Source organism: Streptomyces sp. NPDC048338 (genome assembly GCF_043201055.1).
GTDB lineage: Bacteria > Actinomycetota > Actinomycetes > Streptomycetales > Streptomycetaceae > Streptomyces.
Map to the genome: position 1 here is coordinate 213,458 of NZ_JBICYQ010000008.1, position 26,610 is coordinate 240,067.

25 protein-coding genes and 1 pseudogene are annotated in these 26,610 nt (G+C 71.3%); 8 read left to right on the top strand and 18 right to left on the bottom strand.

From position 1 onward, the window contains the following. Positions 1-19: 19 nt before the first annotated feature. Both ACGFZF_RS20275 and ACGFZF_RS20280 read right to left on the bottom strand, forming a co-directional pair. On the bottom strand, positions 20-1,036 hold the full coding sequence (locus ACGFZF_RS20275; protein ID WP_393555911.1) for an agmatine/peptidylarginine deiminase: 1,017 nt from the start codon (positions 1,034-1,036) through the stop codon (positions 20-22). A gap of 10 nt (positions 1,037-1,046) precedes the next feature. Continuing rightward, positions 1,047-1,178 (bottom strand): hypothetical protein, encoded by a 132-nt coding sequence (locus ACGFZF_RS20280; RefSeq protein WP_393555913.1) that lies wholly within the window; start codon positions 1,176-1,178, stop codon positions 1,047-1,049. A 109-nt stretch (positions 1,179-1,287) separates the two neighbouring features. Here ACGFZF_RS20280 and ACGFZF_RS20285 point away from each other — a divergent pair, with 109 nt between their 5' ends. Further along, complete coding sequence (locus ACGFZF_RS20285; RefSeq protein WP_393555915.1) at positions 1,288-2,757, top strand: cytosine permease; 1,470 nt, start codon at positions 1,288-1,290, stop codon at positions 2,755-2,757. 103 nt (positions 2,758-2,860) lie between these two features. On the opposite strand, the gene ACGFZF_RS20290 is transcribed toward ACGFZF_RS20285, so the two are convergent. The 5 genes and pseudogenes from ACGFZF_RS20290 to ACGFZF_RS20310 all read right to left on the bottom strand — a co-directional run bounded on the left by ACGFZF_RS20290 (position 2,861) and on the right by ACGFZF_RS20310 (position 6,286). Beyond that, a complete protein-coding gene (locus tag ACGFZF_RS20290; protein ID WP_356608095.1) occupies positions 2,861-3,949 on the bottom strand; it encodes a branched-chain amino acid aminotransferase in 1,089 nt (362 codons plus the stop codon). A 241-nt stretch (positions 3,950-4,190) separates the two neighbouring features. Continuing rightward, complete coding sequence (locus ACGFZF_RS20295; RefSeq protein ID WP_393555918.1) at positions 4,191-5,231, bottom strand: 3-isopropylmalate dehydrogenase; 1,041 nt, start codon at positions 5,229-5,231, stop codon at positions 4,191-4,193. Positions 5,232-5,743: 512 nt separating this feature from the next. Continuing rightward, complete coding sequence (locus ACGFZF_RS20300) at positions 5,744-5,875, bottom strand: hypothetical protein (RefSeq protein ID WP_393555920.1); 132 nt, start codon at positions 5,873-5,875, stop codon at positions 5,744-5,746. 221 nt (positions 5,876-6,096) lie between these two features. Further along, positions 6,097-6,201 (bottom strand): annotated as a pseudogene (locus ACGFZF_RS20305) (LysR family transcriptional regulator); the annotation flags it as partial. Continuing rightward, positions 6,158-6,286 (bottom strand): LysR family transcriptional regulator, encoded by a 129-nt coding sequence (locus ACGFZF_RS20310; RefSeq protein ID WP_393556206.1) that lies wholly within the window; start codon positions 6,284-6,286, stop codon positions 6,158-6,160. The gene ACGFZF_RS20310 and the pseudogene ACGFZF_RS20305, both read right to left, overlap by 44 nt. A gap of 129 nt (positions 6,287-6,415) precedes the next feature. On the opposite strand from ACGFZF_RS20310, the gene ACGFZF_RS20315 reads away from it, so the two are divergent. After that, the gene (locus ACGFZF_RS20315; protein WP_356608102.1) at positions 6,416-6,757 is read left to right on the top strand and encodes a helix-turn-helix transcriptional regulator; all 342 of its coding nucleotides are present in this window, start codon (positions 6,416-6,418) and stop codon (positions 6,755-6,757) included. Then, a complete protein-coding gene (locus tag ACGFZF_RS20320; protein WP_393555922.1) occupies positions 6,754-7,491 on the top strand; it encodes a hypothetical protein in 738 nt (245 codons plus the stop codon). Before ACGFZF_RS20315 ends, ACGFZF_RS20320 begins: the two co-directional genes overlap by 4 nt. Positions 7,492-7,576: 85 nt before the next feature. On the opposite strand, the gene ACGFZF_RS20325 is transcribed toward ACGFZF_RS20320, so the two are convergent. Next, the gene (locus ACGFZF_RS20325) at positions 7,577-8,113 is read right to left on the bottom strand and encodes a GNAT family N-acetyltransferase (RefSeq protein WP_393555924.1); all 537 of its coding nucleotides are present in this window, start codon (positions 8,111-8,113) and stop codon (positions 7,577-7,579) included. A gap of 112 nt (positions 8,114-8,225) precedes the next feature. Between ACGFZF_RS20325 and ACGFZF_RS20330 the strand changes: the two genes are divergently transcribed. From ACGFZF_RS20330 to ACGFZF_RS20345, 4 genes are read left to right on the top strand one after another with little or no spacing between them, the layout of a single operon-like run. After that, a complete protein-coding gene (locus ACGFZF_RS20330) occupies positions 8,226-9,116 on the top strand; it encodes an alpha/beta fold hydrolase (protein ID WP_393555926.1) in 891 nt (296 codons plus the stop codon). A 35-nt stretch (positions 9,117-9,151) separates the two neighbouring features. Then, a complete protein-coding gene (locus ACGFZF_RS20335; protein WP_393555928.1) occupies positions 9,152-9,565 on the top strand; it encodes a hypothetical protein in 414 nt (137 codons plus the stop codon). A 7-nt stretch (positions 9,566-9,572) separates the two neighbouring features. After that, positions 9,573-11,015 (top strand): hypothetical protein, encoded by a 1,443-nt coding sequence (locus tag ACGFZF_RS20340; protein ID WP_393555930.1) that lies wholly within the window; start codon positions 9,573-9,575, stop codon positions 11,013-11,015. Continuing rightward, positions 11,012-11,521: a hypothetical protein gene (locus ACGFZF_RS20345; protein WP_393555932.1), complete on the top strand. Its 510-nt coding sequence runs from the start codon at positions 11,012-11,014 to the stop codon at positions 11,519-11,521. The genes ACGFZF_RS20340 and ACGFZF_RS20345 overlap by 4 nt, the downstream gene beginning before the upstream one ends. A 61-nt stretch (positions 11,522-11,582) precedes the next feature. Here the strand turns inward: ACGFZF_RS20345 and ACGFZF_RS20350 are convergent, their stop codons facing one another. The 3 genes from ACGFZF_RS20350 to ACGFZF_RS20360 form a co-directional block, all read right to left on the bottom strand. After that, positions 11,583-11,819 (bottom strand): hypothetical protein, encoded by a 237-nt coding sequence (locus ACGFZF_RS20350; protein ID WP_393555934.1) that lies wholly within the window; start codon positions 11,817-11,819, stop codon positions 11,583-11,585. 135 nt (positions 11,820-11,954) lie between these two features. Next, positions 11,955-13,595: an L-glutamate gamma-semialdehyde dehydrogenase gene (gene pruA / locus ACGFZF_RS20355; protein WP_393555936.1), complete on the bottom strand. Its 1,641-nt coding sequence runs from the start codon at positions 13,593-13,595 to the stop codon at positions 11,955-11,957. Positions 13,596-13,625: 30 nt separating this feature from the next. Then, complete coding sequence (locus tag ACGFZF_RS20360; protein ID WP_393555938.1) at positions 13,626-14,552, bottom strand: proline dehydrogenase family protein; 927 nt, start codon at positions 14,550-14,552, stop codon at positions 13,626-13,628. A gap of 196 nt (positions 14,553-14,748) precedes the next feature. On the opposite strand from ACGFZF_RS20360, the gene ACGFZF_RS20365 reads away from it, so the two are divergent. Then, entirely contained in the window at positions 14,749-15,861 is a 1,113-nt protein-coding gene (locus tag ACGFZF_RS20365) for a PucR family transcriptional regulator (RefSeq protein WP_393555940.1), read from the top strand. A 43-nt stretch (positions 15,862-15,904) separates the two neighbouring features. Here the strand turns inward: ACGFZF_RS20365 and ACGFZF_RS20370 are convergent, their stop codons facing one another. The 7 genes from ACGFZF_RS20370 to ACGFZF_RS20400 all read right to left on the bottom strand — a co-directional run bounded on the left by ACGFZF_RS20370 (position 15,905) and on the right by ACGFZF_RS20400 (position 26,573). Continuing rightward, a complete protein-coding gene (locus ACGFZF_RS20370) occupies positions 15,905-16,489 on the bottom strand; it encodes a TetR/AcrR family transcriptional regulator (protein WP_393555942.1) in 585 nt (194 codons plus the stop codon). 85 nt (positions 16,490-16,574) lie between these two features. Continuing rightward, positions 16,575-18,164: a phosphoglycerate dehydrogenase gene (gene serA, locus ACGFZF_RS20375; protein ID WP_356608119.1), complete on the bottom strand. Its 1,590-nt coding sequence runs from the start codon at positions 18,162-18,164 to the stop codon at positions 16,575-16,577. A gap of 270 nt (positions 18,165-18,434) precedes the next feature. Next, positions 18,435-19,436 carry a ketol-acid reductoisomerase gene (gene ilvC / locus ACGFZF_RS20380; protein ID WP_147979803.1) on the bottom strand — a complete coding sequence of 334 codons (1,002 nt, stop codon included), beginning with the start codon at positions 19,434-19,436 and terminating at the stop codon, positions 18,435-18,437. A 126-nt stretch (positions 19,437-19,562) separates the two neighbouring features. Further along, the gene (gene ilvN / locus ACGFZF_RS20385; RefSeq protein ID WP_147979802.1) at positions 19,563-20,087 is read right to left on the bottom strand and encodes an acetolactate synthase small subunit; all 525 of its coding nucleotides are present in this window, start codon (positions 20,085-20,087) and stop codon (positions 19,563-19,565) included. A 32-nt stretch (positions 20,088-20,119) separates the two neighbouring features. Beyond that, complete coding sequence (locus ACGFZF_RS20390) at positions 20,120-21,976, bottom strand: acetolactate synthase large subunit (protein WP_393555945.1); 1,857 nt, start codon at positions 21,974-21,976, stop codon at positions 20,120-20,122. Positions 21,977-22,181: 205 nt separating this feature from the next. Continuing rightward, on the bottom strand, positions 22,182-25,406 hold the full coding sequence (locus tag ACGFZF_RS20395) for a putative bifunctional diguanylate cyclase/phosphodiesterase (RefSeq protein WP_393555947.1): 3,225 nt from the start codon (positions 25,404-25,406) through the stop codon (positions 22,182-22,184). Between the two features lie 204 nt (positions 25,407-25,610). Then, positions 25,611-26,573, bottom strand: coding sequence for a 2-hydroxyacid dehydrogenase (locus tag ACGFZF_RS20400; protein ID WP_393555949.1), 963 nt, complete (start codon positions 26,571-26,573; stop codon positions 25,611-25,613). Between the last annotated feature and the right edge of the window lie 37 nt (positions 26,574-26,610).

Sequence of the window (26,610 nt, forward strand, 5' to 3'; positions counted from 1 at the left end):
ACCGGGGACGGAGCCGGGATCAGACCTTCGGCTGCTGCTGGGTGATGCAGTGGATGCCGCCGCCGCCCGCGAAGACGGCGCGCGCGTCCACCAGCGTCACGGTCCGCTCGGGGAAGAGCCGGCGGAAGATGCCCGCGGCGACCTCGTCGTTCGGGTCGTCGAAGCCGCACAGCACCACGCCGCCGTTGCACAGGTAGTGGTTGATGTACGAGTAGTCGACCCAGTCGCCCTCCTCGTCCTTGAGGACCGTCGGGGCCGGGATCTCCACGACCTCCAGGGCGCGGCCCTTCGCGTCCGTCTGGCGTCGGAGGATGTCGACGTACGTCCGCGAGCGCTCGTGGTCGGGGTGCGCCGGGTCCTGCTGACTGTGGACGACCACGACGCCCGGCGCCGCGAAGGCGGCGACGATGTCGACGTGTCCCTGCGTGCCGTACAGGCCGTAGTCGCCGGCCAGGCCGTGCGGGAGCCAGATGGCCTTCGTGGTCCCGAGCTTGGCGTGGATCTCGGCCTCGACCTGCTCGCGGGTCCACTCCGGGTTGCGCCCGGCGCCGAGCTGGACCGTGTCGGTCAGCAGGACCGTGCCCTCTCCGTCGACGTGGATCGCGCCGCCCTCGTTCACCAGGGGGCTGCTCAGCACCGGCACGCCCACCAGGTCCGCCACCTGACGGGCGATCTTGGAGTCGTGCTCCCAGCGGGCCCAGTCCTGCGCGCCCCAGCCGTTGAACACCCAGTCCACGGCGGCGAGCTCGGAGCCGTCCACGACGAAGGTGGGGCCGATGTCCCGCATCCAGGCGTCGTCGAGCTCGCGTTCCACCAGTTCGACGTCCGGCCCGAGCAGGGCGCGGGCGGACTCGGCGCCGCCCCGCCCGACCACCATCGTCACCGGCTCGAAGCGGCGGACGGCGCGGGCCACCGACGCCCAGGCGGCGCGGGCCTCGGCGAGTTCCTCCTCGTCGGTGAAGGTGGGGTTGGGGCCCGGCCAGGCCATCCACGTGCGCTCGTGCGGGGCCCACTCGGGCGGCATACGGAAAGTCATGGTTCGGGTCCTAGAGGAAGTAGGGGCGGTCGAGGGAGAGGGACTCGGCGGCGGCCCGGGCGACGAAGGCGCCGACGAGCAGGAGCCGGTCACGTCCGGCGGGGGTCAGTCGCACCTGGCGCACCTCCTGTTTGAACGTCACTCTAAATGCTGAAGTCCAGTCTTCCAAGCATTGACGCGACCTCCTCGCGTGGGTCACATTGAGCGGCACTCAAATTCTGGCGAACGGCGCACACCACAGGGAGTCCCGCATGCCGATAGAACAGCGCGGAGTCGACACCGTCCCCGAGGCGGAACGCACCAGCGGTCCCCGCGACCTCCTCTCGATCCTGCTCGGCTCGAACCTGTGCCTGGGCGTGATCGTCTTCGGATGGCTTCCGGTCTCCTTCGGTCTCGGGCTGTGGGCGTCGGTGACCTCCGTCGTCGCCGGCACGCTCGTCGGGGTGGCCGTCACGGCGCCGCTCGCGCTGGTCTCGCTGCGGACCGCGACCAACCTCTCGACCTCCAGCGGCGCCTTCTTCGGCGTCCGCGGCCGGCTCGTCGGCTCGGTGGTCGGCCTGCTGCTCTCCCTCGGCTACACCGCGCTGACCCTGTGGATCGGCGGGGACGTGATGGTGGGGACGCTCGCCCGGCTGACCGGACTGCCGACCGGCGGCGTCGCGCACACCGTGGTGTACGCGGTGCTCGCGGCCTGCACGGCCGTCGGCGCGGTCCACGGCTACCGGCTCCTGCTGCGGCTCAGCAAGGCGCTCACGGTCGGGATGACCCTGCTGCTCGCGCTCGGACTCGTCGCCTACGCCGGGGACTTCACCACGGTCGCCCCTCCGGACACCCCGTACCTGCTCGGTTCGTTCTGGCCGACCTGGGTGCTGTCCGCGGTCGCGGCCGGACTCAGCGGCCCGGTCGCCTTCATCACCCTGCTCGGCGACTACACCCGCTACGTCTCCCCCGAGCGGTACAGCACGCGGACGGTCTGGCGGACCACCTGTCTGGGCCTGCTCGCCGGCCTGCTGGTCCCTCAGCTGTTCGGCACCTACACGGCGTTGGCGGCCCGCGGCGGCCTGGACTACGCGGGCCCGCTCGTCGCGGCCTCGCCCGTCTGGTACCTGGTGCCGCTGCTGCTCGCGGCGACCGCCGGCTCGGTCGGCAACGCGGGGCTGATGCTGTACTCGATGGGCCTCGACCTCGACGCGATCCTGCCCCGCGCGACGCGCGCACGGGCGACGCTGGTGGTCGCCGTGGTGGCGACCGCCTTCGTCTTCCTGGGCCACTTCGCCTCGGACGCGCAGACGGCGATGACGTCGTTCGTCCTGCTGCTGACGGCGATCGGCACGCCGTGGGCGGTGATCACCCTGATCGGCCACGCACGGTGCGGCGGGGTGTACGACCCGGAGGCGCTCCAGGTCTACAACCGGGGGACCCGGGGCGGCGCGTACTGGTACCGGGCGGGCTGGCACCCGCGGGCCACGGCGTCCTGGGCGATCGGCGCGGCGGTGGGCCTGGCCGGGGTCTCGACCCCGCTGTACGAGGGTCCGCTGCTGGACCTGACCGGCGGGATCGACTGCAGCTTCGTGCTGTCGGGACTCGTCGGCGGGGCGCTGTACGCGGCGCTGACGCCGGGGACGGCCGCCGAGCGGGCGCGGGCCGCCGAGCGGGGACGGGACCAGCGGTGGGACGAGGGACGGGACCGGGGACGTGACGAGGAGCCCGTCGCTTCCTGAAGCCACGGGGCGCCCGGGGCGCGCGGGCACCGGAAACGCGGGAAGCCCCCGGGGCGGCCGCCATGGCCGCTCCGGGGGCTTCCGCCGTCCGGGGTCCCGGGGTCTAGCCCAGCTCGTGCGTCCAGCCGTGGACGTCCTCGGCCTTGCCCGTCTGGATCGCGAGGAGCGCGTCGCGCAGCTTCATCGTGACCTCGCCCGGCTGCCCGCCGGACTGCTGCCACTCGCCGCGCGCCGACTTCACCGTGCCGACCGGCGTGATCACCGCGGCCGTGCCGCAGGCAAAGACCTCGGTCAGGGTGCCGTTCTCGCTGTCGGCCTGCCACTGGTCGATGGAGACACGGGTCTCCTCCGACTCGAACCCGAGGTCCTGCGCCAGGCGGAGCAGCGAGTCACGGGTGATGCCGGCCAGCAGCGAGCCGGTCAGCGTGGGGGTGACGATCTTGTTCCCGTACACGAAGTACAGGTTCATGCCGCCGAGCTCCTCGACCCACTTGTGCTCCACGGCGTCGAGGTACGCGACCTGGTCGCAGCCCTTCGCCGCGGCCTCGGCCTGGGCGAGGAGGGAGGCAGCGTAGTTGCCGCCGGTCTTGGCGTCGCCCATGCCGCCCGGGACGGCGCGGACGCGGTCCTCGGAGAGCCAGATGGAGACCGGCTTCACGCCGCCGGGGAAGTACGGGCCCGCCGGCGAGGCGATGACGACGAACAGGTACTCGTTGGCCGGGCGGACACCCAGGCCGACCTCGGTCGCGATCATGAAGGGACGCAGGTAGAGGGAGTCCTCGCCGCCGTGCGCCGGAACCCACGCCTTGTCCTGCTGGACCAGCACGTCGCAGGCCTCGATGAAGGTCTCGACGGGCAGCTCCGGCATGGCCAGCCGCTGGGCGGACGCCTGGAACCGGCGCGCGTTGGCGTCGGGGCGGAAGGTGGCGACGGAGCCGTCGGGCCTGCGGTACGCCTTCAGGCCCTCGAAGATCTCCTGGGCGTAGTGCAGGACGTTGGTGGCCGGGTCGAGGGAGAGCGGGCCGTACGGCACGAGCTGACCGTCGTGCCAGCCACGCCCCTCGGTCCACCGGATCGTCACCATGTGGTCGGTGAAATGGCGGCCGAATCCGGGGCTGGCCAGGATCGCCTCGCGCTCCGCGTCGGACAGCGGGCTGGAGGAGGGCTTGAGCTCGATGGTGGGCGTCGTCATGAGTGCTTGTCCTTCACCGGTTGTGTGTGACGGACCGCGCTCACGCCGCTATCAGTGCTCTGCTAGGACGTCCGAGCTTTCCCGCATGCCGCGGCCCCACGTCCGATTATCGCTCGTGGGGGACGGTGCACGGAAACGGTGTGTGCGTGGTCCATGAGGGGATGGTGACACCCGACGCCCACACAGGTACAGCCGCCGGGTGCAGTTGCGACCCGGCGGCTGTGATGGAGCAGTCGGCGGGTCAGCTCGCTACGCGTACCGCGAGCGCGTCGCCGATCTCTTCCGTGGTCCGGACGGAGTCCCCGCGCTCGGTCAGGTCGGCGGCCACGGCGGCCTCGACCCGGGCCGCCTCGGCCTCGTGCCCGAGGTGGCGCAGGAGGAGCGCGACGGAGAGGACGGTGGCCGTGGGGTCGGCCTTGCCCTGGCCCGCGATGTCCGGCGCGGAGCCGTGGACCGGCTCGAACATCGAGGGGAACTCGCGGCTCGGGTTGATGTTGCCCGAGGCGGCGACGCCGATGCCGCCGGAGACGGCCGCGGCGAGGTCGGTGATGATGTCGCCGAAGAGGTTGTCGGTGACGATCACGTCGAAGCGGGCCGGGTCGGTGACGAGGAAGATCGTCGCCGCGTCCACGTGCAGGTAGTCGGTGGTGACCTCGGGGAACTCCGTGGCGACCTTGTTGAAGATGTTGGTCCAGAGGTGTCCCGCGAAGGACATGACGTTGTTCTTGTGGACCAGCGTCAGCTTCTTGCGGGGACGGGCCTGGGCGCGGGCGAAGGCGTCCCGGACCACGCGCTCGACACCGAAGGCCGTGTTCACGGAGACCTCGGTGGCGACCTCGTGCGGGGTCCCGGTGCGGATCGAACCGCCGTTGCCGGTGTACGGGCCCTCGGTGCCCTCGCGGACCACGATGAAGTCGATCTCCGGCTCGCCCTTGAGCGGGGTGGAGACGCCGGGCAGCAGCTTCGACGGACGCAGGTTGACGTGGTGGTCGAAGAGGAAGCGGAGCTTCAGCAGGAAGCCGCGCTCCAGGACGCCGGAGGGGACCGACGGGTCGCCGATCGCGCCGAGCAGGATGGCGTCGTGCTGCTTGAGGGCCTCGGCGTCCGCGTCGGTGAGGGTCTCACCGGTGGCGTGGTAGCGCCGGGCGCCGAAGTCGTACTCCTTGGTCTCCAGCTTCACGTCCTGCGGAAGGACTGCGGCGAGGACCTTGAGGCCCTGGGCCACGACCTCCTGGCCGATGCCGTCGCCGGGAATGACTGCGAGATCGATGCTGTGAGACATGTCGGCACCCTACTCCTCGTCCCAGTGCCTGACACGTTCTGTCCACGATGCGGACCGTTCGCGTCGTGCGCGAGCAGATCCCGCGGGGCGCGTGGCCGTCGGAGCGGAAGGCGGGCGGGGCAGGACGGCACCCCTCGGCACCCGGGCGGGCGCACGGCGGCCACCGGGGGCTCACGCGGTCCCCGCCGGCCGCCGGATCGGGGCGGATCGGCTCGGGGCGCGGCGAAACGGAAGCACGACGACCCCGGCCGGGGCGTCCGGCCGGGCCGTGTCGAGCATGGTCGCGCCGGGTGCGTCGACGCGCCACGGCGTGGAGCGCGCACGGGGGCGCGCCGGGGCGGTCGGAACCGGACCGCGGGGCAGGAGCACCCGAGTCCGGCGCGGACCGGTCGCGGGGCCGGGCGGGCCCGGCCGGCGATCAGGTCGGGGCCGGGGCGGTACGGCGCACCGGCCCGGACGGTCCTACCGGCGGCCGGTCCCGCGAGCGACGGTCACGTCGGCGAGCGGTCTCGTCAGTGACCCGTCTCGCCACCGTTGTCGCGGCGGTCGAGGGCCCGCTGGAGGGCGGCCGCGGCGTTCTTGCGGGCGTCGTCGCTGGGGTGGGTGGCGGTGTGGCGGACACGGCGGGCGGTCTGAGTGGTCATGAGGGATCGACTCCTTGAGATCAGTGATGATCCGAGATCAGTGGTGATCGAAGGCGCCGGAGGGGGCGGGGAGCGCCGCCGCAGGGGTTACCTGCACAGGGGCATCGCGCTCTCGACCGCCATTCGCTGATGAAGCGAGACGTTCGGCTCCTACAAAGCTAGGACAGGCACCCGCATCTGTCTCCACAATTACTCGGACTTCCTACTATCTGAGACGGCGATCAGCCCGCGCCGCCCCGGAGCTCCCGGATGAGCGCCCGTACCGCCAGGGATCTCGCCGGCTCAGGAGTGGTGACGTAGCCGACGGACCGGGTGCGAGACGGCGGACTGCGTCATGCCGAGAGCCGCGGCGGCGGCCGAGAAGCCGCCGGCACGCCTGGCGACGGCCGCTGGACGTGACGGGTGACGCAGGGCTTCGACCGCATCGTGGACGCGTTCCTCGGCTTGCTGCGCGGCGAGAACGTCGGGAAGGCGCTGGCCTCCCGATCAGGCATCGCTATCTAGGTTGTGTTCCTACCTAGCTGGTGGTGGGATGTGCCCATGGCCGCCGACCGTAGATCCAGCTGGCTCAAGGGAGTCCTCGACCTGCTCGTGCTTTCCCGCCTGACCGACGGCGAGAGCTACGGGTACGAGATCGCCAAGGCCCTCGCGGAGGCGGGGCTCGGCGAGATCAAGGGCGGGACGCTGTACCCCGTCCTGAACCGGCTGGAGGAGGCGGGCCTGGTGGAGGCCGAGTTCCGGGCCGCCGAGCGCGGGCCGGGCCGCCGGTACTACCGGCTCACCGAGCGGGGCCGTACGAGCCTCGCGGCCGAGAGCGGGGCCTGGCTGGCCTTCCACCGCTCCGTACAGACCATGCTGCGACCAGGGGGACGGACACCATGACGACGGACACCTACTTCGAAGAGCTCGCCCAGGCCCTGCGCGGCTCGGGCGTGCCCGAGGCGCAGGTCGCCGCGACGGTCGAGGACCTGCGCGGGCACCTCGCGCGGACGGGGACGGACGCGCGGGCGGAGTTCGGTCCGGCCGCCGCCTTCGCGGCGCAGCTCGGGGGCCTGGCGCCGCCGCCCGGCGAGCCCGACGAGCGGGCGGAGAGGTGGACCTGGACCGCCGACCTCTTCAACGACCGCCGGATGCTGGAGATCCACGGGGACCAGGGCTGGGAGGTCGAGTCGCTCGACGCGCTCGGCCGGTTCGTCTGCCGCCGCGCGCCGGGGGTGGCACTGCGCTGGGAGTACCGGCGCGAGGTGGTCGGTGGGCGGCGACGGGACAAGATCCTGGGCGAACTGGAGCCCGAAGGCTGGGAGTTGTGCGGCGAGTGGCTGGTGTACGGCTACTTCAAGCGTCCGAAGGCGGCGAGCGCGGGTCCGGCGGGCGAACTGGCGGCACCGCCAGCGACCCCGCGGGAGTGGCTGTTCCTGAGCCGTCGAGGCAAGGTGGCGCTGGTGATCTGGGGGGTCGCCGTCCTGGCGCTCCTCGGCGCGGCCCTGTCCGGGCTGGGGCTGCCCGGATACGTCATCGCGCTGTTCGGTGTGGGCTGGGCGATCTCGGCGACGTACACGGCGAAGCTGGAGTCGGAGGCGGGATACGCCCGCCGTGGCGGCTCGGCCGGGCGCTGACGACGGCGGGTCGCCGCCGGCGCCAGGGGCGCCCTGCCGATCGGGCCGGACCACCGAGAGCCCTGCCTGATCGACAAGGCGCCCCCTAGAGCACGTCGCCGTCGCGCCAGTCGAAGACGAGCGGAGCCGCGGGAGCCGGGAGCACCCCGCCCGCGGCCGGGCGAAGGAAGGTGCTGCCCTCCTCGTCCGGGAGGTCGATCACGCCGTCGGGCGCGAGGGCCTGGATCCGGCCGCTCCACACCTCCCAGCCGCGCGCCCGGTAGAGCGCGGCGCCCTCGTCGGAGGCGGACAGCGCTCCGAAGGCGTAGGTCCCGTCGATCACCCGCTCCAGCTCGGCCATGACGGCGCCGCCGAGGCCCTCCCGGCGCCGGTCGGCGCGGACGGCGACACCTTCGACGTATCCGACGCGGTACGAGCGGCCGTCGTACCGGATCCGGCGCATGACGACGCTGCCGTGGGCGGCGACGCCCCGTCCGTCCTCGATCCAGGCGTGGACGCCGCCCAGGGCGTGGTCCCAGTCGTCGTCGGAGAAGTCGCCGTCGAAGGCGTCGTCGAGCATCTCCCGCACGGCGCGCAGCCGTTCGGCGCCGACGGCGTGGGTGGGTGCGGTCCTCACGGTCATGCCCACAGTCTGCCCGCCTCTCAGTTCTAACCTTCTAAAATCCATTGACAGGTTAGAAAGGCGCCTGCTTGACTCCTCTTGTCACCAGTGAACACGCTTCGAGGGGTTAGAGATGGCCATCACGCTCCCGGTCCACCACCGCACCGCCATCGTCCGCGGCCACGAGATCCACTACCGCGAGGCGGGCCCGGCCGACGCGCCGGCCCTCCTGCTGCTGCACGGCTTCCCCACCAGCTCGCACATGTTCCGCGACCTGATCCCGCTGCTCGCCGACCGCTACCACCTCATCGCGCCCGACCATCTGGGCTTCGGCCGCAGCGCCGCCCCGTCGGCGAAGGAGTTCGACTACACCTTCGCCGAACTGGCTTCGCTCACGGCGGAGTTCACCGAGACCATCGGCCTCGGCAGGTTCGCGCTCTACATCCAGGACTACGGCTCCCCCATCGGGCTGCGCCTCGCGCTGGCCCACCCCGAACGCGTCACCGCCATCGTCAGCCAGAACGGCAACGCGTACGACGAGGGCCTCGGTGCCGACGCCTGGGCACCGGTCCTCGCGATGATCGCCGATCGCACCCCCGCCACCGAGGAGCCGGTCCGCGGCATCCGTTCGCTCGACGGCATCCGGTGGCAGTACGAGACGGGCGTCCCGGCCGAGTACCGCGACCTCCTCAGCCCGGACGCCTGGCACCACGACGCGGCCCTGATGGCGCGGGACGGCCAGGACGACATCCAGCTGGACCTGATCGGCGACTACGGGAGCAACTTCGCGCTGTACCCCGCCTTCCAGGAGTACTTCCGCACGAGCCGGGTGCCCCTGCTCGCGGTCTGGGGCGAAGGGGACGAGGTCTTCGTCCCGGCGGGCGCGCGGGCCTTCCGCCGGGACCTCCCGGACGCGGAGATCCACCTGCTGCCCACGGGCCACTTCGCCCTGGAGACCCACGCCCCGGCGATCGCCGGGCTGATCGGCGATTTCCTCGAACGGACTGTCGGACCGGCCGTATAGGGTCGTACGGCACGACGCCGAACACGGGGGTGGACATGGCGTTCGATGACGAATGGTCCCGGATCAGGACCGAGACGACCACGATGCGACTCGACCAGCTCGACGGGGGTGGAGGTGGTGGCGGAACGTCGCAGCCGGGCCTGAAGACCGCGCCCGACGAGAAGAAGGCCGCGGCCAGGGTCATCCAGGACATCCTGGAACCGGATACGAAGACCGCGGGCGATCACGCCGACGCGTCGACCACGGCCGCGAAGACGGAGTTCGCCGGCTGGCAGACGGGCGCCGCGCTCAAGACCGTCGAGGAGACCTGGACCGGCCAGGTCAAGACGCTGCTCGGACGGCTGGGCGGCGAGAAGGCCTCTCTCGGTGGGGCCGGACTCTCCTTCCAGGTGCAGGAGTTGAAAACCCGGGATGGTTTCCAGCCCCTGGCGCCCGGACCGAAGGAGTAGCACGGCTGTGCTCACCTACCACGAGGTCATGACGACCGACTTCGGCAGGCTCGCGACCGCCGCCACGGCCTGGGACGGTATGGCGGACAAGTTCGAGACGCTGGGGACGACGTACGAGAAGAAGGTCCGGTCCACCACGACGAGCGGTGACTGGCTGGGCCGGGCCCAGCAGGTGGCCGGTCCCAACCTCGCCGTCACGCGCAACGAGTACAACGGCGCACAGGTCCAGGCGCGGACGGTCGCCATGCTGCTGCGCGAGGCGAGCACGCTCTTCACCGAGCTGAAGGGAAAGGTGAAGGCGGCGGTCGACGAAGCCGTGGCGGCGGGGATGAAGGTCAGCGAGGGAGGGGTCGCCTCGTTCGACTTCTCCAAGGTCGACGCCCCGGACGCCCGTGCCGTCCGCCACGATCCTGACCTCCCGGAGGTGGAGCGTTCATGGACCCGGCGGATCCAGCAGGCCGTGGACGCGTTCGACGAGGCCGACACCGGGGTGAAACTCGCGCTGATCGACGCCGTGACGGACAGAGATTTCCAGGACGGCACGTTCGGTGGCTTCAACGGCAGCCGCCCGTACGCCTCCCTCAGGGAGGCGGCGGCCGCGGAGAACATGCCCAAGGACCGGGCGAAGGTCGCCGAATGGTGGAGCAGGCTGGATCCCGTGACCCGGGGGATCCTGCTGGAGGAACGGGGCGAGGAGCTGAAGAGGGCGGGGATCCTGGACGCCTTCACCTACAGGTGGGAACAACCGGACGTCGGCGCCGGACCGTTCGGGGTGGAGGAACCGACGGCGCGTGACTACTGGATCCTCTCCCAGGCGAAAATGGTCCAGGGCGGTGGTGACGCCTTCGGCCAGAGCATGGCGAGCCGCAACATGGCCCACTATCTCGGCGCGACCGGAGAACCACTGACGCTGGACGTGGACCGCTTCCTCCAGGACGAGCCGGAGTTCAGGGCCTCCATCGAGCAAAGGCACATCGGTGCCGAGCAGGCGGCCTGGCGGCAACAGGCCCTGGACGCCTACGAGAGGTCCGGCGGCAGGCCGGTGGCCATCCCGGTGGAGAGTGCGGCGGTCGGCCAGGACTTCCTGCGGGAGTCCGACTGGTACTACGCCGTGAACGGACACCAGCAGAACGTCTCCGGCATGGTCACCGTGGCGCCCGGTGCGGACGGCAAGCCCAAGGTGTCCCTCGACTACCAGGTCAACGTCTGGGACCGGTACAACTGGGACGAGGGCAAGTCGGTCAACATCGGCCCCATCCACATCCCCGACACCGACATGCAGCGCCTCCACACCACCGGGCTGGCCCAGGAGTACGACATGCGAGGCTCCAGCTCGGTACGCCACCAAGACCTCACGGACGTTCCCGGCCCGAGCGCGGTACCTGAGGTCGACCCGGGCCGGGACCACACACGCAAGGACCCGGAACGGGGCCGGGAGGAGAATCGATGATCGCGGCACGTCTGGGACGGGTCATGTGCGCCATCACCCTCCTCGGGCTGCTCGGAGCCTGCTCGACGGCACCGGACGACCGCTCCGGAGGGAGCCGCTCCCGAGAGTGGGACAAGAAGGCAGGGGCTCCCGAGGCTGCCGCGTTCATGAGGGTCGATGTCCCCGCCGACGCCACCGAGGTCAAGGGCGCCCGTCAGCTGAACTTCCAGGACGACTCCTACCTGCTGTCCTTCGCCACGAGCCCCGGGGCGGCCGAGACCATCGGGAAGCAGTTCGAAGGCCAGGGGCCGCTGGAGGTGAAGACTCCCCTCGCCACACCGATCCCTCCCGGCACGCCCTTCGCCCACCTCGGGCTGGCGGAGCCGGACACCCTGCGGGGAGTCCGCTGGGCCGGCGTCTGCCCGCCCTGTGTCAAGGACAAGCAGCGCAGGCACATCCAGTGGATCGAGGTCTACCTCCAGCAGCTGGACGCCGACCGCACCCGCGTCTACCTGCGAGCCTGGTGACCGCGCCAGGGACGCCCCGCGCATGACGACCGCCCCCGGCTCGGGGACGGGGGCGGTGGGGTCAGGCCGTGGCCTTGCGGAGCTGGTCGTTGAGGGCGCCCAGCCAGGTGGTGAACTCCTCGCGGTCGGTTTTCCCGACACCGCACAGCGCCGCGACCTGGGCGTCCGTGAGGCCGCCGGGGCCGGACACGGTCAGCAGCCGGTGCAGCCGGGTCATCACGGCCGTCAGTCGCTGCGCGTCGGGATGGTCGATCATGTCCATCCCGTGGCCGGGGCCAAGCGTGGTCGAACCGGGCATGCCGCGCCTCCTCGCCTCGTCTCCCCCTCACAGCAGCCTAAGCCCGCCGCATGAGAACCGCCCCCGTCCTCGGTTGGGGGACCAAGGAGGGGGGCGGTGTCGGGGGCGGGCCTCCGCACGGAGGCCCGGGGGGCGTCAGCCCATGTGGGGGTAGCCGTACTCGGTCGGCGGGACCAGCGTCTCCTTGATGGCGCGGGTCAGCGTCCAGCGCATCAGGTTCTGCGGGGCGCCGGCCTTGTCGTTCGTGCCGGAGGCGCGGCCTCCGCCGAACGGCTGCTGGCCGACGACGGCACCGGTCGACTTGTCGTTGATGTAGAAGTTGCCCGCGGCGAAGCGGAGCTTCTCCATCGTGTGCGCGGTCGCGGCGCGGTCGCCGGAGATGACCGAGCCCGTCAGGGCGTAGTCCGAGACGGACTCCATCTGGGTCAGCATGGCGTCGTACGCGTCGGCGGAGCTGTCGTCGTACACGTGGATCGCGAGGATCGGGCCGAAGTACTCGGTCGTGAAGACCTCGTTCTCCGGGTCGGAGCACTCGATGACGGTCGGGCGGACGAAGTAGCCCTCCGCGTCGTCGTAGGTGCCGCCGGCCACGATCGTGCAGGTCTCGTCGGCCTTCGCGCGGTCGATCGCGGCCTTGTTCTTGGCGAACGAACGCTCGTCGATCACGGCGCCGATGAAGTTCGACAGGTCGGTGACGTCACCCATCTTGATGCCGTCGACCTCGGCCGCGAACTCCTCCTTGAAACCGTCGTTCCAGATGGAGGCCGGGACGTACGCACGCGAGGACGCCGAGCACTTCTGGCCCTGGAACTCGAAGGAGCCGCGGGTCAGCGCGGTCTTCAGGATCGCGCGGTCGGCACTGGGGTGCGCGACGACGAAGTCCTTGCCGCCCGTCTCGCCGACGATGCGCGGGTAGGAGCGGTACTTCTCGATGTTGTTGCCGACCGTCTTCCACAGGTGCTGGAAGGTCTTGGTCGAGCCGGTGAAGTGGATGCCGGCCAGGTCGGGGTGGTTCAGGGCGACCTCGGACACGGCGATGCCGTCACCGGTGACCAGGTTGATGACGCCCTTGGGCAGACCGGCCTCCTCCAGGAGCTCCATGAGGAGCACCGCGGAGTGGGTCTGGGTCGGGGACGGCTTCCAGATCACCACGTTGCCCATGAGGGCGGGGGCGGTGGGCAGGTTGCCCGCGATGGCCGTGAAGTTGAACGGCGTGATCGCGTAGACGAAGCCCTCCAGCGGGCGGTGGTCCAGTCGGTTCCACACGCCCGGGGAGTTCGCCGGCGGCTGCTCGGCCAGGATCTGGCGGGCGTAGGCCACGTTGAAGCGCCAGAAGTCGACGAGCTCGCACGGGGTGTCGATCTCGGCCTGCTGGGCGGTCTTGGACTGGCCCAGCATCGTGGAGGCGGCCAGCGTCTCGCGCCAGGGGCCGGCGAGCAGCTCGGCGGCGCGCAGGATGATCGCGGCGCGGTCGTCGAAGGACATCGCGCGCCAGGCCGGGGCGGCGGCCAGGGCGGCGTCGATGGCCTCCTGGGCGTCCTGCTCGGTGGCGCCGGCGAAGGTGCCGATGACGGCCTTGTGGTTGTGCGGCTGCACGACGTCGACGCGCTCGCCGCCGCCCATGCGCTTGACGCCGCCGATGGTCATCGGCAGGTCGCGCGGGTTCTCGGCCAGCTCCTTGAGCTTCGTCTCCAGACGGGCGCGCTCGGGGGAACCGGGGGCGTAGCTGTGCACCGGCTCGTTGACCGGAGCGGGGACCTGGGTGACAGCGTCCATGAGTCTCGTTACTCCTTGTGAGAGGTGGGCTCAGCCCTTGGTGAGGATGGAGCGGGCGAAGAAGAGCAGGTTGGCCGGCTTCTCCGCGAGGCGGCGCATGAAGTAGCCGTACCAGTCGGTGCCGTAGGCCGTGTAGACGCGCATCCGGTGGCCCTCGGCGGCGAGACGGTGCTGCTCCTCGCTGCGGATGCCGTAGAGCATCTGGAACTCGTACTCGTCCAGCTTGCGCCCGGCGCGGCGCGCCAGCTCCTGGCCGATGGAGATCAGGCGCGGGTCGTGCGAGCCGATCATCGGGTAGCCCTCGCCCTCCATCAGGATCTTCATGATCCGGACGTAGGCCTTGTCGATCTCCGACTTGTCCTGGAGGGCGACGGAGGCGGGCTCCTTGTAGGCGCCCTTGACGATGCGGACCCGCGAGCCGTCGGCGGCGAGGCGGCGGGCGTCCTCCTCGGTGCGGAAGAGGTACGCCTGGATGACGCAGCCGGTCTGCGGGAAGTCCTTCCGCAGCTCCTGGTGGATGGCGAACATCGAGTCGAGGGTGGTGTGGTCCTCGGCGTCCAGGGTGACCGTGGTGCCGATCGCGGCGGCGGCCTCGACCACCGGGCGGACGTTGGCGAGGGCGAGCTCGTGGCCGCCCTCCAGCGCCTGGCCGAACATCGAGAGCTTCACCGACATCTCGGCGCGCTCGCCGAGGCCCAGCTCCTTGAGCCGGCCGACGAGCTCCAGGTAGGCGTCGCGGGCGGCGTGGGACTGCTCGACGGTGGTGATGTCCTCACCGACGACGTCCAGGGTGACCTCCAGGCCGCGGCCCGTGATCTCCTCGACGATCGGGATGACGTGGTCGACCGTCTCGCCGGCGATGAAGCGGTCGACGACCTGCTTGGTCCCGGGGGCGGCCGACACGAAACGGCGCATCTTGTCGCTGCGCGACGCGGCGAGGATCACGGGACCCAGCACGGGGCACCTCCAGAAGGGCAGGGTGTCGAAAGAGGCTGATACCCGAACGCACGGAACGAAAGGGGAACAGCACGGAGAACCACCGTGAAACCTAAGGATCGCTCCGATCCTGTGCCATCGACAGCTGTCACGCATCCGCGGACGGCATCTCAGACATTTGTATGAAGGCGGGGGCGCGGAGTGCGAGAATGTCCGCGTGAAGGGCGATTACCAGGAGCTGGTGGACGAGATCTCCGGACTGCTCGGCGCGCCGGCCACGCTGGAGAACCGGGATTTCGGGCTGATCGCCTTCGGGGCCCACGACAGCGACGACGACAGCGCGATGGACCCGGTCCGCACGCGCTCGATCCTGACGAGGAAGTCGACCCCGGCGGTCCGCGCCTGGTTCGAGGGCTTCGGCATCACCCGGGCGACGGGCCCGGTGCGCATCCCGGCGGCACCCGACGCGGGCGTCTACCGGGACCGGATCTGCCTCCCGGTACGCCATCGCGGCGTCGTCCTCGGCTACGTCTGGCTCCTCGACGCCGAACCGGGCCCGACGCCCGCCCAGCTCACGGCGGCGATGGAGGTCGCCACCCGGATCGGCGGCCTCCTCGCGGACGAGGAGCGCGCGGGCACCGACCTGTCGCGCGAGTTCGCCGCGGTCCTGACCGCCGGGCGGGGCTGGCAGAGCGACATGGCCGTCGCGGCACTGCGGGCGGCCCTCGGGCCGAGCGCGGACGGCCTGCACACGGTCGTCTGCGTGGCCCCCTGGCAGGGCGAGGCCCCGTCGGTCCGGGCGGTGCCCGGGGCGGCGGCGGTCGCCACGCTGCCGGAGAGCGGCTCCCTCGCGGTCCTGGTCCGGCTGCGCACGGCCGAGGACCTCTCCCCCGCCGAAACCGCGGCGGACCGGCTGCGCGGCACGGCGCCGGCCGGTGTCGCGACGCCGCTGCGGGGTCTCGTGGGGCTTCCGGCGGCCTGGCACGAGGCCGTCACGGCGGCCCGCGCGGTCACGGCGCAGCCCTCGCTCGGCCCGGTCGCACGGTGGTCGGGGATCGGGCCGTACCGGCTGCTCGCGGCGCTCCCCCACCCCGAGGCCGATCCCGTCGTCGCCCCCCTGCTCGCCCGTGCCCACGCCGAACTGGCGCGCACCGCGGAGGTGTTCCTGGACAACGCGGGCCAGGCGGGCCGCACGGCGGCGGCGCTCGGCGTGCACCGGCAGACCCTCTACTACCGTCTCTCCCGGGTGGAACAGCTCACCGGGCTGGACCTGGACGACGGCGAGGACCGACTGCTCCTGCACATGTCCCTCAAGGCGGCCCGGCTCTAGGGGGCGTCCCTAGATCCTGCCGATCTTGCCGGGACCGGGGCCGTCAGCCCCGCTCGCCCATCATGATCCTGAGCCCCTCGGTCAGGTCGTCCGCCGTCGGGGCCGTCTCCGGGTCCACCACCCACTGGATCATCACGCCGGTGGCGAGCGCCTGACAGAGCAGTCCGGCGACCCTGGCCTTCTCCGGGTCGGCCTCCGGGTCCAGGCCGAGGAACGCCTCCGCCATTCCGAGGCGGCCTTCCCGCTGAGGCTCCTTGATCGCCTCCCGGAGCTTCTCGTCGTCGTCCAGGCGGGTGACGATCTCGGTCTGCAGCTTCCAGACCGGGCGGCTGGCCGCGGCCGCCGCGATGACCTGGTCCCAGACGGCGTGGAAGCGCTCGTACGGGTCGGCCGACGGCTCCTCGCGGGCCTCCTGGCCACCGTCCGCCGGGCCGACCCGGTGGCCCCACTCCTCGGTCAGCGCGAGGAACGCCTGCTGGAGCAGGGCGTCCTTGGAACCGTAGTGGTAGCCGATGGAGGCCAGGTTGGTGCCCGAGGCGGCGACGATGTCGCGGGCCGTCGTGCGGGCGTAGCCCTTCTCCAGGAGGCAGCGCTTGGCGCCGTCGAGCAGATCTTCGCGGTGTCCCATGACAGCACTGTACCCGGACCATAGACGTCCGTGTAAGACGATCGTCTACGGCCCGGGTACGGGTGCCGTCACGGGACGGCGCGGCTCAGATCAGGTTGACCGAGCGGGCCGAGTTCGCGCCGATGGCCGCCGAGATCTCGGTCAGCACCGTCGCGGGGACGGTGTCGTCCACGGTGAGCACGACGAGCGCCTCGCCGCCCTCCTCGGTCCGGGAGACCTGCATGCCGGCGATGTTCAGACCGGCCTCGCCGAGGATCCGACCGACGGTGCCTACGACACCCGGGCGGTCCTCGTAGCGCAGCACCACCATGTGGTCGGCGAGCGCCAGGTCCACGTCGTAGTCGCCGACCGCCACGATCTTCTGCAGGTGCTTGGGGCCGGCCAGCGTGCCGGAGACCGCGACCTCCTCGCCGCTCGCCAGGGTGCCGCGCACGGTGACCACGTTGCGGTGGTCGGGCGACTCGCTCGACGTGGTCAGCCGGACCTCGACGCCGCGCTCCTGCGCGAACAGCGGGGCGTTGACGTACGACACGGTCTCGTCGACCACGTCCTCGAACACGCCCTTGAGCGCGGAGAGTTCGAGCACCTTGACGTCGTGCTGGGTGATCTCGCCGTACACCTCGACGTCGAGCCGCGCGGCGACCTCGCCCGCGAGCGCGGTGAAGATCCGGCCGAGCTTCTCGGCGAGCGGCAGACCCGGCTTCACGTCCTCGGCGATGACGCCGCCCTGGACGTTGACCGCGTCGGGGACGAGCTCGCCGGCGAGCGCGAGGCGCACCGAACGGGCGACCGCGATGCCGGCCTTCTCCTGGGCCTCGTCGGTGGACGCGCCGAGGTGCGGGGTGCAGACGACCTGGTCCAGCTCGAAGAGCGGGGAGTCGGTGCAGGGCTCCTTCGCGTACACGTCGAGGCCGGCACCGGCGACCCGGCCCTCCTTGAGCGCGGTGTACAGCGCCGCCTCGTCGACGATCCCGCCGCGCGCGGCGTTGACGATCCGGACGCTCGGCTTGACCTTGTGCAGGGCCTCGTCGCCGATGAGACCGAGGGTCTCCGGGGTCTTCGGCAGGTGGACGGTGATGAAGTCGGCGACCTCCAGGAGCTCGTCCAGGGCCAGCAGCTTCACCCCCATCTGGGCGGCGCGGGCCGGCTGGACGTAGGGGTCGTACGCGACGATCTTCATGCCGAAGGCGGACATCCGCTGGGCGACCAGGACGCCGATGCGGCCGAGGCCGACGACACCGAGGGTCTTCTCGCTGAGCTCGACGCCCGTGTACTTCGACCGCTGCCACTCGCCGTTCTTCAGGGCGGTGTTGGCCTGCGGGATGTTGCGGGCGGTGGCGACGAGGAGACCGCAGGCCAGCTCGGCGGCGGTGACGATGTTGGAGGTCGGGGCGTTCACGACCATCACGCCGGCCTTGGTGGCGGCGGAGACGTCGACGTTGTCCAGACCGACGCCGGCGCGGGCGACGACACGCAGCTTCTTGGCGGCGGCGATGGCCTCCGCGTCGACCTTGGTCGCGGAACGGACCAGGATGGCGTCCACGTCGGCGATGGCGGGGATCAGCTCGGCGCGGTCCGCGCCGTTGCAGTGCCGGATCTCGAAATCCGGGCCCAGCGCGTCGACGGTGGCGGGCGACAGCTCTTCAGCGATGAGTACGACAGGTTTCGAGCTCACGTGAGTCCTCACAGATCCAGTGCGGACGGCCGTCCCGACGGCCGCAGGCGGTGGAGGGGCTTGCCGCGTGAAAGCGCACGACGCTGTGGGCCTGACGCGAATGTTGTTGAGCAGTGTAGTGGTGAGTCGGCGCTGTTCATGCGCCTCGTAGGCAGGATCACTCGTCCGTGGTTGGACGGCCTGTCCAACGATCGGGAGCGGGGCCGGACACTGTGTCGCGGCCCCGTTCCCCCCACACCCCCGGGGGGCGTGGGGGGACTCCCGGAAGGCTTACGCCTCCTCGTCGTTCACCCAGCTCATGAGCTTGCGCAGCTCCTTGCCGGTGGTCTCCAGGAGGTGGTTGGCATCCTGGGTCTTGTACTCGTTGTACTTCTTCAGACCGCCGTGGTACTCGGCCATCCACTCCTTGGCGAAGGTGCCGTCCTGGATCTCCGCGAGGACCTTCTTCATCTCGGCCTTGGTGGCGTCCGTGATGATCCGCGGGCCGGTGACGTAGTCGCCCCACTCGGCGGTCTCGGAGACCGACCAGCGCATCTTCTCCAGGCCGCCCTCGTACATGAGGTCGACGATGAGCTTCAGCTCGTGCAGGCACTCGAAGTAGGCGATCTCCGGCTGGTAGCCGGCCTCGGTCAGGGTCTCGAAGCCCGCCTTGACCAGCGCCGCGGTGCCACCGCAGAGGACGGCCTGCTCACCGAACAGGTCGGTCTCGGTCTCCTCGGTGAAGGTCGTCTTGATGACGCCGGCGCGGGTGCCGCCGATGCCCTTGGCGTACGAGAGCGCCAGCGCGAAGGCGTTGCCGGTCGCGTCCTGCTCGACGGCGGCGATGCACGGAACGCCGCGGCCCTCCTCGTACTGGCGGCGGACCAGGTGGCCCGGGCCCTTCGGGGCGACCAGGGCGACGTCGACGCCCTCGGGCAGCTTGATGAAGCCGTAGCGGACGTTGAGGCCGTGACCGAAGAAGAGCGCGTCGCCCTCCTTCAGGTTGTCCTTGATGGACTCCTCGTAGACCTGGGCCTGGATCGGGTCCGGGGTCAGGATCATGATGAGGTCGGCCTCGGCCGCGGCCTCGGCGACGGAGACGACGCGCAGGCCCTGCTCCTCGGCCTTGGCCTTGGACTTCGAGCCCTCCTGCAGACCGACGCGGACGTCGACACCGGAGTCACGGAGGGACAGCGCGTGGGCGTGGCCCTGGCTGCCGTAACCGATCACCGCGACCTTGCGGCCCTGGATGATGGACAGGTCGGCGTCGTCGTCGTAGAACAGCTCGGCCACTGGAATCTCCTTGATGTGCTGGTGTTGCGTCCCACCGTACGGCGGGGAGCGGAAGGGAAGTCTTCGGGTCTCGCCAGGCGGACCGCCGGATGGGCCGGCGAGGACCGCCCGGCGGCCGGGGGTCGGTCAGGCGCTGCGGTCGAGGGCCCGCAGGGACCGGTCCGTGATGGACCGGGAACCACGCCCTATGGCGATCGTGCCGGACTGGACGAGCTCCTTGATGCCGAACTGCTCCAGCATCTTGAGCATCGCCTCGAGCTTGTCACTCGAACCGGTGGCCTCGATGGTGACCGCCTCGGGCGAGACGTCCACGGTCTTGGCGCGGAACAGCTGGACGATCTCGACGATCTGGGACCGGGTCTCGTTGTCGGCGCGGACCTTCACCAGCACGAGCTCGCGCTGGATCGCAGCGCTGGGCTCGAGTTCGACGATCTTCAGGACGTTGACCAGCTTGTTGAGCTGCTTGGTCACCTGCTCCAGGGGCAGGTCCTCGACATTGACCACGATGGTGATGCGGGAGATGTCGGGGTGCTCGGTGACACCGACGGCGAGCGAGTCGATGTTGAAGCCGCGGCGGGAGAACAGGGCGGCGATCCTGGCCAGGATGCCGGGGGTGTTCTCCACCAGGACGGAGAGCGTGTGCCTAGTCATGTGCGTCGTACCTCTTCCTACGGCTCTTCGTCTCAGTCGTCTTCGTTGTCGCCGAAGTCGGGGCGGACGCCCCGCGCGGCCATGACCTCGTCGTTGGAGGTGCCGGCGGCGACCATCGGCCACACCTGGGCGTCCTCGTGGACGATGAAGTCGACGACGACCGGGCGGTCGTTGATGGCGTTGGCCTCGGCGATGACCTTGTCCAGGTCGGCCGGGGACTCGCAGCGCAGCGCGACACAGCCCATGGCCTCGGACAGCTTGACGAAGTCCGGGATGCGGGTGCCCTTCGAGGGCTCCAGGCCGGTCGCGTCCGGGCCGGAGTGCAGCACGGTGTTGGAGTAGCGCTGGTTGTAGAAGAGGGTCTGCCACTGGCGGACCATCCCGAGGGCGCCGTTGTTGATGATGGCGACCTTGATCGGGATGTTGTTCAGGGCGCAGGTGACCAGTTCCTGATTGGTCATCTGGAAACAGCCGTCGCCGTCGATCGCCCAGACCGGGCGGTCCGGCTGCCCGGCCTTGGCGCCCATGGCGGCGGGGACGGCGTAGCCCATCGTCCCGGCGCCGCCCGAGTTCAGCCAGGTGGCCGGACGCTCGTAGTTGATGAAGTGCGCGGCCCACATCTGGTGCTGGCCGACGCCGGCGGCGTAGATGGTGTCGGCGGGGGCGAGTTCGCCGATGCGCTGGATGACCTGCTGCGGCGAGAGGCTGCCGTCCTCCGGCAGGTCGTAGCCGAGCGGGTAGGTCTCGCGCCAGCGGTTCAGGTCGCTCCACCAGGCGGTGTAGTCGCCCTTGACGCCGTCGCTGTACTCGGCCTGGACGGCCTGGACCAGGTCGGCGATGACCTCGCGGGCGTCGCCGACGATCGGGACGTCGGCCGCGCGGTTCTTGCCGATCTCCGCCGGGTCGATGTCGGCGTGGACGATCTTGGCGAACGGGGCGAAGCTGTCCAGCTTGCCGGTGACGCGGTCGTCGAAGCGGGCTCCGAGGGCGACGATCAGGTCGGCCTTCTGCAGCGCGGTGACGGCGGTGACCGCACCGTGCATGCCCGGCATTCCCACATGCAGCGGGTGGCTGTCGGGGAACGCGCCCAGCGCCATCAGGGTGGTGGTGACGGGGGCGCCGGTGAGCTCGGCGAGGACCTTCAGCTCGGTGGTGGCACCGGCCTTCAGGACGCCGCCGCCGACGTACAGCACGGGCCGGCGGGCGGCGGTGATCAGCTTCGCCGCCTCGCGGATCTGCTTGGCGTGCGGCTTGGTCACCGGACGGTAGCCGGGCAGGTCGGTCTGCGGCGGCCAGCTGAAGGTGGTCTTCGCCTGCAGGGCGTCCTTGGCGATGTCGACGAGGACCGGGCCCGGGCGGCCGGTGGAGGCGATGTGGAACGCCTCGGCGATCGTCCGCGGGATGTCCTCGGCCTTGGTGACCAGGAAGTTGTGCTTGGTGATCGGCATCGTGATGCCGCAGATGTCCGCCTCCTGGAAGGCGTCCGTGCCGATGGCCTTCGAGGCGACCTGGCCGGTGATCGCGACCAGCGGGACGGAGTCCATGTGGGCGTCGGCGATCGGGGTGACCAGGTTCGTCGCACCGGGACCCGAGGTGGCCATGCAGACGCCGACCTTGCCGGTGGCCTGCGCGTAGCCGGTCGCGGCGTGGCCCGCGCCCTGCTCGTGGCGGACCAGGATGTGGCGGACCCGCGTGGAGTCCATCATCGGGTCGTACGCGGGGAGGATGGCGCCGCCCGGAATACCGAAGACGGTGTCGGCCCCCACTTCCTCGAGAGAACGGATGAGGGACTGCGCACCCGTGACGTGCTCGACAGTGGTGGCGGTCGGTCCGCCGTTACGGGCCCGCGGCTGCGGATGGTGCCCGGTGGCCTGCTCGGTCATCAGCATTCTCTTCTCGAAGCAGAGGGTTTTTGCGAGGGTTTGGGGTGAGCCGGTGCAACAAAAAACCCCTCGTGCCGGGAGGCAAGCGAGGGGAGCGCGTCGGGAGCTTTCTCAGCGGGGCCTTCATGGCCCTGCTTCAGCCGACGCGCTTTCCAAGTACGAGAATTCGGGTGCGCATGGCACCGACCCTCTCCCCGACGCACTACCAGTGTCAAGTGGGTGGGACAGGCGTCTCATTATTTGAGCGGATCGAGGGATGGTTTCCGGCCGTCGCGGCGGTCGCCACCGGTCCGCCCGCACCCCCGCTGAGCACCGGCAACGCGGATTCGCCGGGGAGCGGGTACTCGTCCCGGACGAGCGCGCGGCGCAGCCGGTACTCGTCGAGCGGGCCCGAGAAGGCCATGCCCTGGCCGTGGGTGCAGCCCATGGTGCGCAGGGCCAGTACCTGCTCGGGCACGTCCACGCCGTCGGCGACGGACTGCAGCCCGAGGTCGCCGGCGATCCGGAGCAGTCCGCTGGTGATCTTGCGCAGCCGGGCGGACTCGACGACTCCCTCGACGAGGCTGCGGTCCAGCTTCAGGACGTCCACGGGGAGGCGGCGCAGGGCGTTGATGGCCGCGTAGCCGCTGCCGAAACCGTCCAGGGCGATCCGTACGCCCAGTCGGCGCAGGGCCACCAGGCGCTGCTCCAGCTCGTCGAACGAGGTCCGCGGGTCGTTGTCCGCGAGCTCGATCATCAGGGATCCGGACGGCAGCCCGTGCCGGGTCAGCAGGGCCTCGACGGAGTCCAGCGGCAGGGAGCGGTCCAGCAGCCGCCGGGCGGAGAGCCGGATCGAGACCGGGGTGAAGTGGCCGAGTCCGGCCCGCTCGGCGGCCTGTTCGACGGCCTCCTCCAGGATCCAGCGGCCGAGCTCGGCGGTGCGTTCGCCCTCCCTGGCGTTCGCCGTGTCGGCGACCCGCAGGAACTCGGCCGGGGTGAAGAGGATGCCCTGGGCGGAGCGCCAGCGGGCCTGGGCGGCCACGGCGGTGATCCGGCCCGTGGACAGGTCCACCACCGGCTGGTGGAGCAGGGCGAACTCGCCGTCGTGCAGCGCGGTGCGCAGCCGGGCCGCGAGTTCGGTCCTGCGGACGACGTCGTCCTGCATCTGCGGGGCGTAGAGCTCGACGCGGTCCTTGCCGCCGGCCTTGGCGCGGTACATGGCGAGGTCGGCGTTGCGCAGCAGGTCCCCGGCACTGATCCCGGGCTCGGCGAAGGCGACTCCGATGGAGGCCGCGACGCGTACCTCGCGCGCGCCGTCGAGTCGGTACGGCTGCGAGAGCGTGAGGCGCAGCCGGTCGGCGATCTCCTGGACCTGGCCCTCGCGGGCGGTCCGGTCCCGGCCGCCGTCGCCGAGGATGAGGGCGGCGAACTCGTCGCCGCCGAGGCGTGCGGCGGTGTCCCCGGTGCGCACGGAGTCCTGGAGTCGGCGCGCGGCCTGGACGAGGAGCTCGTCGCCCGCCTGGTGGCCGAGCCGGTCGTTGACGGCCTTGAAGCCGTCGAGGTCGATGAAGAGCACGGCGGTGCCGGGGTCGGAGGAGCGCCGTCCGGCGAGCGCGCCCCTGACCCGTTGGGTGAACAGGGCGCGGTTGGGCAGGTCGGTGAGCGGATCGTGCTCGGCGTTGTGCTGGAGCTGGGCCTGGAGCCGGACGCGTTCGGTGACGTCCCGGCTGTTGAAGAGCAGCCCGCCCTGGTGGCGGTTGACGGTGGACTCGACGTTGAGCCAGTCGCCGCGGCCGGAGCGGAAGCGGCATTCGATCCGGGTGGTGGGTTCCTCCGCGGGGGGCACGGCCAGGAAGCGGCGCACCTCGTGGACCACGCCGCCGAGGTCCTCGGGGTGGATGAGGGAGGCCAGCTCCTCGCCGATCAGGTCCTCGGCGTCCCGTCCGTAGACCCCGGACGCGGCGGGGCTGACGTAGCGGAGCACTCCGGTGGGCGCGGCGATCATGATGACGTCGCTGGACCCCTGCACGAGGGACCTGAAGTGGTTCTCCTTCTGGGCCAGTTCGTGGGTGAGGGCGATGTTGTCCAGCAGCATGATGCCCTGCCGCACGACCAGGGCGAGCACGACCGTGCAGCCGGTGAAGACGACCACGCGGTCCACTCTTCGTCCCTCGACGACGTTGTACAGGATGCCGAGCGTGCAGACGGCGGCGGCCAGGTACGGGGTGAGGGCGGCGAGGGATCCGGCGACGGGGCGGCTGGGCAGTCGTTGGCCGCGCGCGGCGGGGGCCGCGGTGTCGGGGCCTCGGCGCGCGCCCCAGGGCGCGTAGGCGAGGAGCAGGGAGCCGGCGAACCAGCCGGCGTCGAGGAGCTGGCCCGAGGTGTAGTTCTCGCGGAGCAGCGGCGAGGTGAACAGGGCGTCGCAGAGGACGGTGAGGGCGAGTGCGGCGATGGCGGTGTTGGTCGCCGAGCGGTTCACCTGGGAGCGGCGGAAGTGCAGGGCCAGCACCATGCTGACGAGCACGATGTCGAGCAGCGGATAGGCCAGGGAGAGGGCGGCGCGGGCGACGCTCTCCCCCTCGAAGTGCGTGGTGTGCGCGAGGGCGAGGCTCCAGGAGAGCGTCAGCAGGGAGCCGCCGATGAGCCAGGCGTCGAGGGCGAGGCAGACCCAGCCGGCCCGGGTGACGGGCTTCTTGGCGAGGACGAGCAGACCGACGATCGCGGGCGGCGCGAAGAGGAGGAAGAACAGGTCGGCGAAGGACGGGCTGGGCACCTCCTGGCGGAGCACGACCTCGTACCAGCCCCAGACGGCGTTGCCGACGGCGGCCATCCCGGAGGAGAAGGCGAAGAGCAGCCAGGCGGGGCGGAAGCGGTTCTCGCGCACTCGGGCGTAGAGGAAGCAGGAGACGCAGGCGGCGAGCGCCGCGACGCTGAGTCCGAAGTCGCCCATGATCATGGCCAGTTCCACGGAGCCCCAGCCGAGGGCGGCGCCGGTGGCGTAGCCCGCGCAGACCAGCCCGAGGACGATCTGGGCCGCGACCGCGCCGACCCCGTTGCGGGCGGGGCCGGGCCGGGCGGGGCCCGTGCCCTCGGTTTCCTGAGCGCGGGTGGCGGGCGCGTGCGGCTCCGGGCCGGGGCGGCCGGGGCCGGGCCGCGCCGTCCCGGCGACGCCCCCGCCGTCCGGACCGCCGGCACCGGCGTCACGGGTGCCGACACCACCGGCGCCGCCGACACCGGCCAGGGTCCGCCGGCCGAGGAGCATGCCCGGGGTGCTCATCGCGCCTCCCGGCGGGGTGTCGGGGCTCCGCTCCCCCGGTGGCCCGCCCGTACCCGTGGGTTCGTCGGGGTCGACGGAGCGGGTGGCCTGGCCCGGAATGGCGTGGCCGCCGCCCGTCGGGGTCGCGGGGCGTGCGAGGGTCGCCGACGGCGGCCCCGCCGCGTCGGATCGTCGGTCCATCGGCCGCACTTCACCCGCCACCCCCCTCGGTACCTGATGACCCTTCACGTTGCTCCCCGGCGTCAGCCCGTACTCGACGCAGCCCCCCGCCCTGGGGACGATACACCAGAGTCGTCACTCAGGGACAGGGTCGCTCTACTCTGCGTGACGGAATGAGAGCTCACAGCAGGCGTATCAGGGGGCGCGCGGCGCCGGGGCGCCCGCTCAGGTGGTGAGGACCACGTTGGCCAGCGGCTCCCCCGCGGCGAACCGGCGCAGCTGGGCGGCGAGCAGCCGCTTCGCGCGGGGCAGGAACGCCGAGGTGGAACCGCCGACATGGGGGCTCACCAGCACACCGGGAGCGTGCCACAGCGGGTGGCCGGGCGGCAGCGGTTCCGGATCGGTGACGTCGAGGGCCGCCGTGATCCGGCCGCTCTCCACCTCCTTGAGCAGGGCGGCCGTGTCCACCACCGGTCCGCGGGCCACGTTCACCAGCAGGGCGCCGTCCTTCATCCGGCCCAGGAAGCCGGCGTCGGCGAGGTGCCTGGTCGCGGGCGTGAGCGGAGTGGAGAGCACCACCACGTCGGCCTGCGGCAGCAGCGCGGGCAGCTCGGACAGCGGGTGCACCGGGCCGCGCTCCGTGGTGCGGGCGGAGCGCGCGACGCGCACCACCCGCGCGCACTCGAACGGCGCGAGCCGGTCCTCGATGGCGGCACCGATCGACCCGTATCCCACGATGAGGACGGACTTGTCGGCGAGGGCCGGGTAGAAGCCGCCCCGCCACTCCTCGGCGTCCTGGGCGCGCACGAACCCGGGGATGCCGCGCAGCGAGGCGAGGATCAGCGCGAGGGTGAGCTCGGCGGTGCTGGCCTCGTGGACGCCCCGTGCGTTGCACAGCTCGACACCGGCGGGCAGCAGTTCGAGTCCGGGTGTCACGTGGTCGATCCCGGCGGACAGCGTCTGCACGGCGCGCACCGAGGTCATCGCGGCGAGCGGCCGGACGGCGACCTCGGAACCCTTCATGTAGGGGACCACGTAGAAGGCGCAACGGGCCGGATCGGCGGGGAAGTCGGGCCCGCCGTCCCAGAAGCGGTAGGAGATTCCTGACCCGCCCGGCTCGGGCAGTCCGTCGATCTCGTCCGCCGCGAAGGGAAGCCACACGTCAGGGGTGCTGTCGTCGAGTGTCATGTCCGGGAGGCTATGCGATGGATCCCGCATGCCATTG

Excerpts from the sequence above, each read along its gene's own strand:
- ACGFZF_RS20335 (WP_393555928.1), top strand. The coding sequence starts at position 9,152 with ATGGCGTTCGATGACGAATGGTCCCGGATCAGGACCGAGACGACCACG.
- ACGFZF_RS20370 (WP_393555942.1), bottom strand. The coding sequence starts at position 16,489 with ATGGGACACCGCGAAGATCTGCTCGACGGCGCCAAGCGCTGCCTCCTG.
- ilvN (WP_147979802.1), bottom strand. The coding sequence starts at position 20,087 with ATGACTAGGCACACGCTCTCCGTCCTGGTGGAGAACACCCCCGGCATC.
- ACGFZF_RS20295 (WP_393555918.1), bottom strand. The coding sequence starts at position 5,231 with ATGTCTCACAGCATCGATCTCGCAGTCATTCCCGGCGACGGCATCGGC.
- ACGFZF_RS20390 (WP_393555945.1), bottom strand. The coding sequence starts at position 21,976 with ATGCTGATGACCGAGCAGGCCACCGGGCACCATCCGCAGCCGCGGGCC.
- ACGFZF_RS20315 (WP_356608102.1), top strand. The coding sequence starts at position 6,416 with ATGGCCGCCGACCGTAGATCCAGCTGGCTCAAGGGAGTCCTCGACCTG.
- ACGFZF_RS20400 (WP_393555949.1), bottom strand. The coding sequence starts at position 26,573 with ATGACACTCGACGACAGCACCCCTGACGTGTGGCTTCCCTTCGCGGCG.
- pruA (WP_393555936.1), bottom strand. The coding sequence starts at position 13,595 with ATGGACGCTGTCACCCAGGTCCCCGCTCCGGTCAACGAGCCGGTGCAC.
- ACGFZF_RS20325 (WP_393555924.1), bottom strand. The coding sequence starts at position 8,113 with ATGACCGTGAGGACCGCACCCACCCACGCCGTCGGCGCCGAACGGCTG.
- ACGFZF_RS20285 (WP_393555915.1), top strand. The coding sequence starts at position 1,288 with ATGCCGATAGAACAGCGCGGAGTCGACACCGTCCCCGAGGCGGAACGC.
- ACGFZF_RS20395 (WP_393555947.1), bottom strand. The coding sequence starts at position 25,406 with ATGGACCGACGATCCGACGCGGCGGGGCCGCCGTCGGCGACCCTCGCA.
- ACGFZF_RS20290 (WP_356608095.1), bottom strand. The coding sequence starts at position 3,949 with ATGACGACGCCCACCATCGAGCTCAAGCCCTCCTCCAGCCCGCTGTCC.
- ACGFZF_RS20345 (WP_393555932.1), top strand. The coding sequence starts at position 11,012 with ATGATCGCGGCACGTCTGGGACGGGTCATGTGCGCCATCACCCTCCTC.
- ACGFZF_RS20330 (WP_393555926.1), top strand. The coding sequence starts at position 8,226 with ATGGCCATCACGCTCCCGGTCCACCACCGCACCGCCATCGTCCGCGGC.
- ACGFZF_RS20275 (WP_393555911.1), bottom strand. The coding sequence starts at position 1,036 with ATGACTTTCCGTATGCCGCCCGAGTGGGCCCCGCACGAGCGCACGTGG.
- ACGFZF_RS20320 (WP_393555922.1), top strand. The coding sequence starts at position 6,754 with ATGACGACGGACACCTACTTCGAAGAGCTCGCCCAGGCCCTGCGCGGC.
- ACGFZF_RS20300 (WP_393555920.1), bottom strand. The coding sequence starts at position 5,875 with ATGACCACTCAGACCGCCCGCCGTGTCCGCCACACCGCCACCCACCCC.
- ACGFZF_RS20350 (WP_393555934.1), bottom strand. The coding sequence starts at position 11,819 with ATGCCCGGTTCGACCACGCTTGGCCCCGGCCACGGGATGGACATGATC.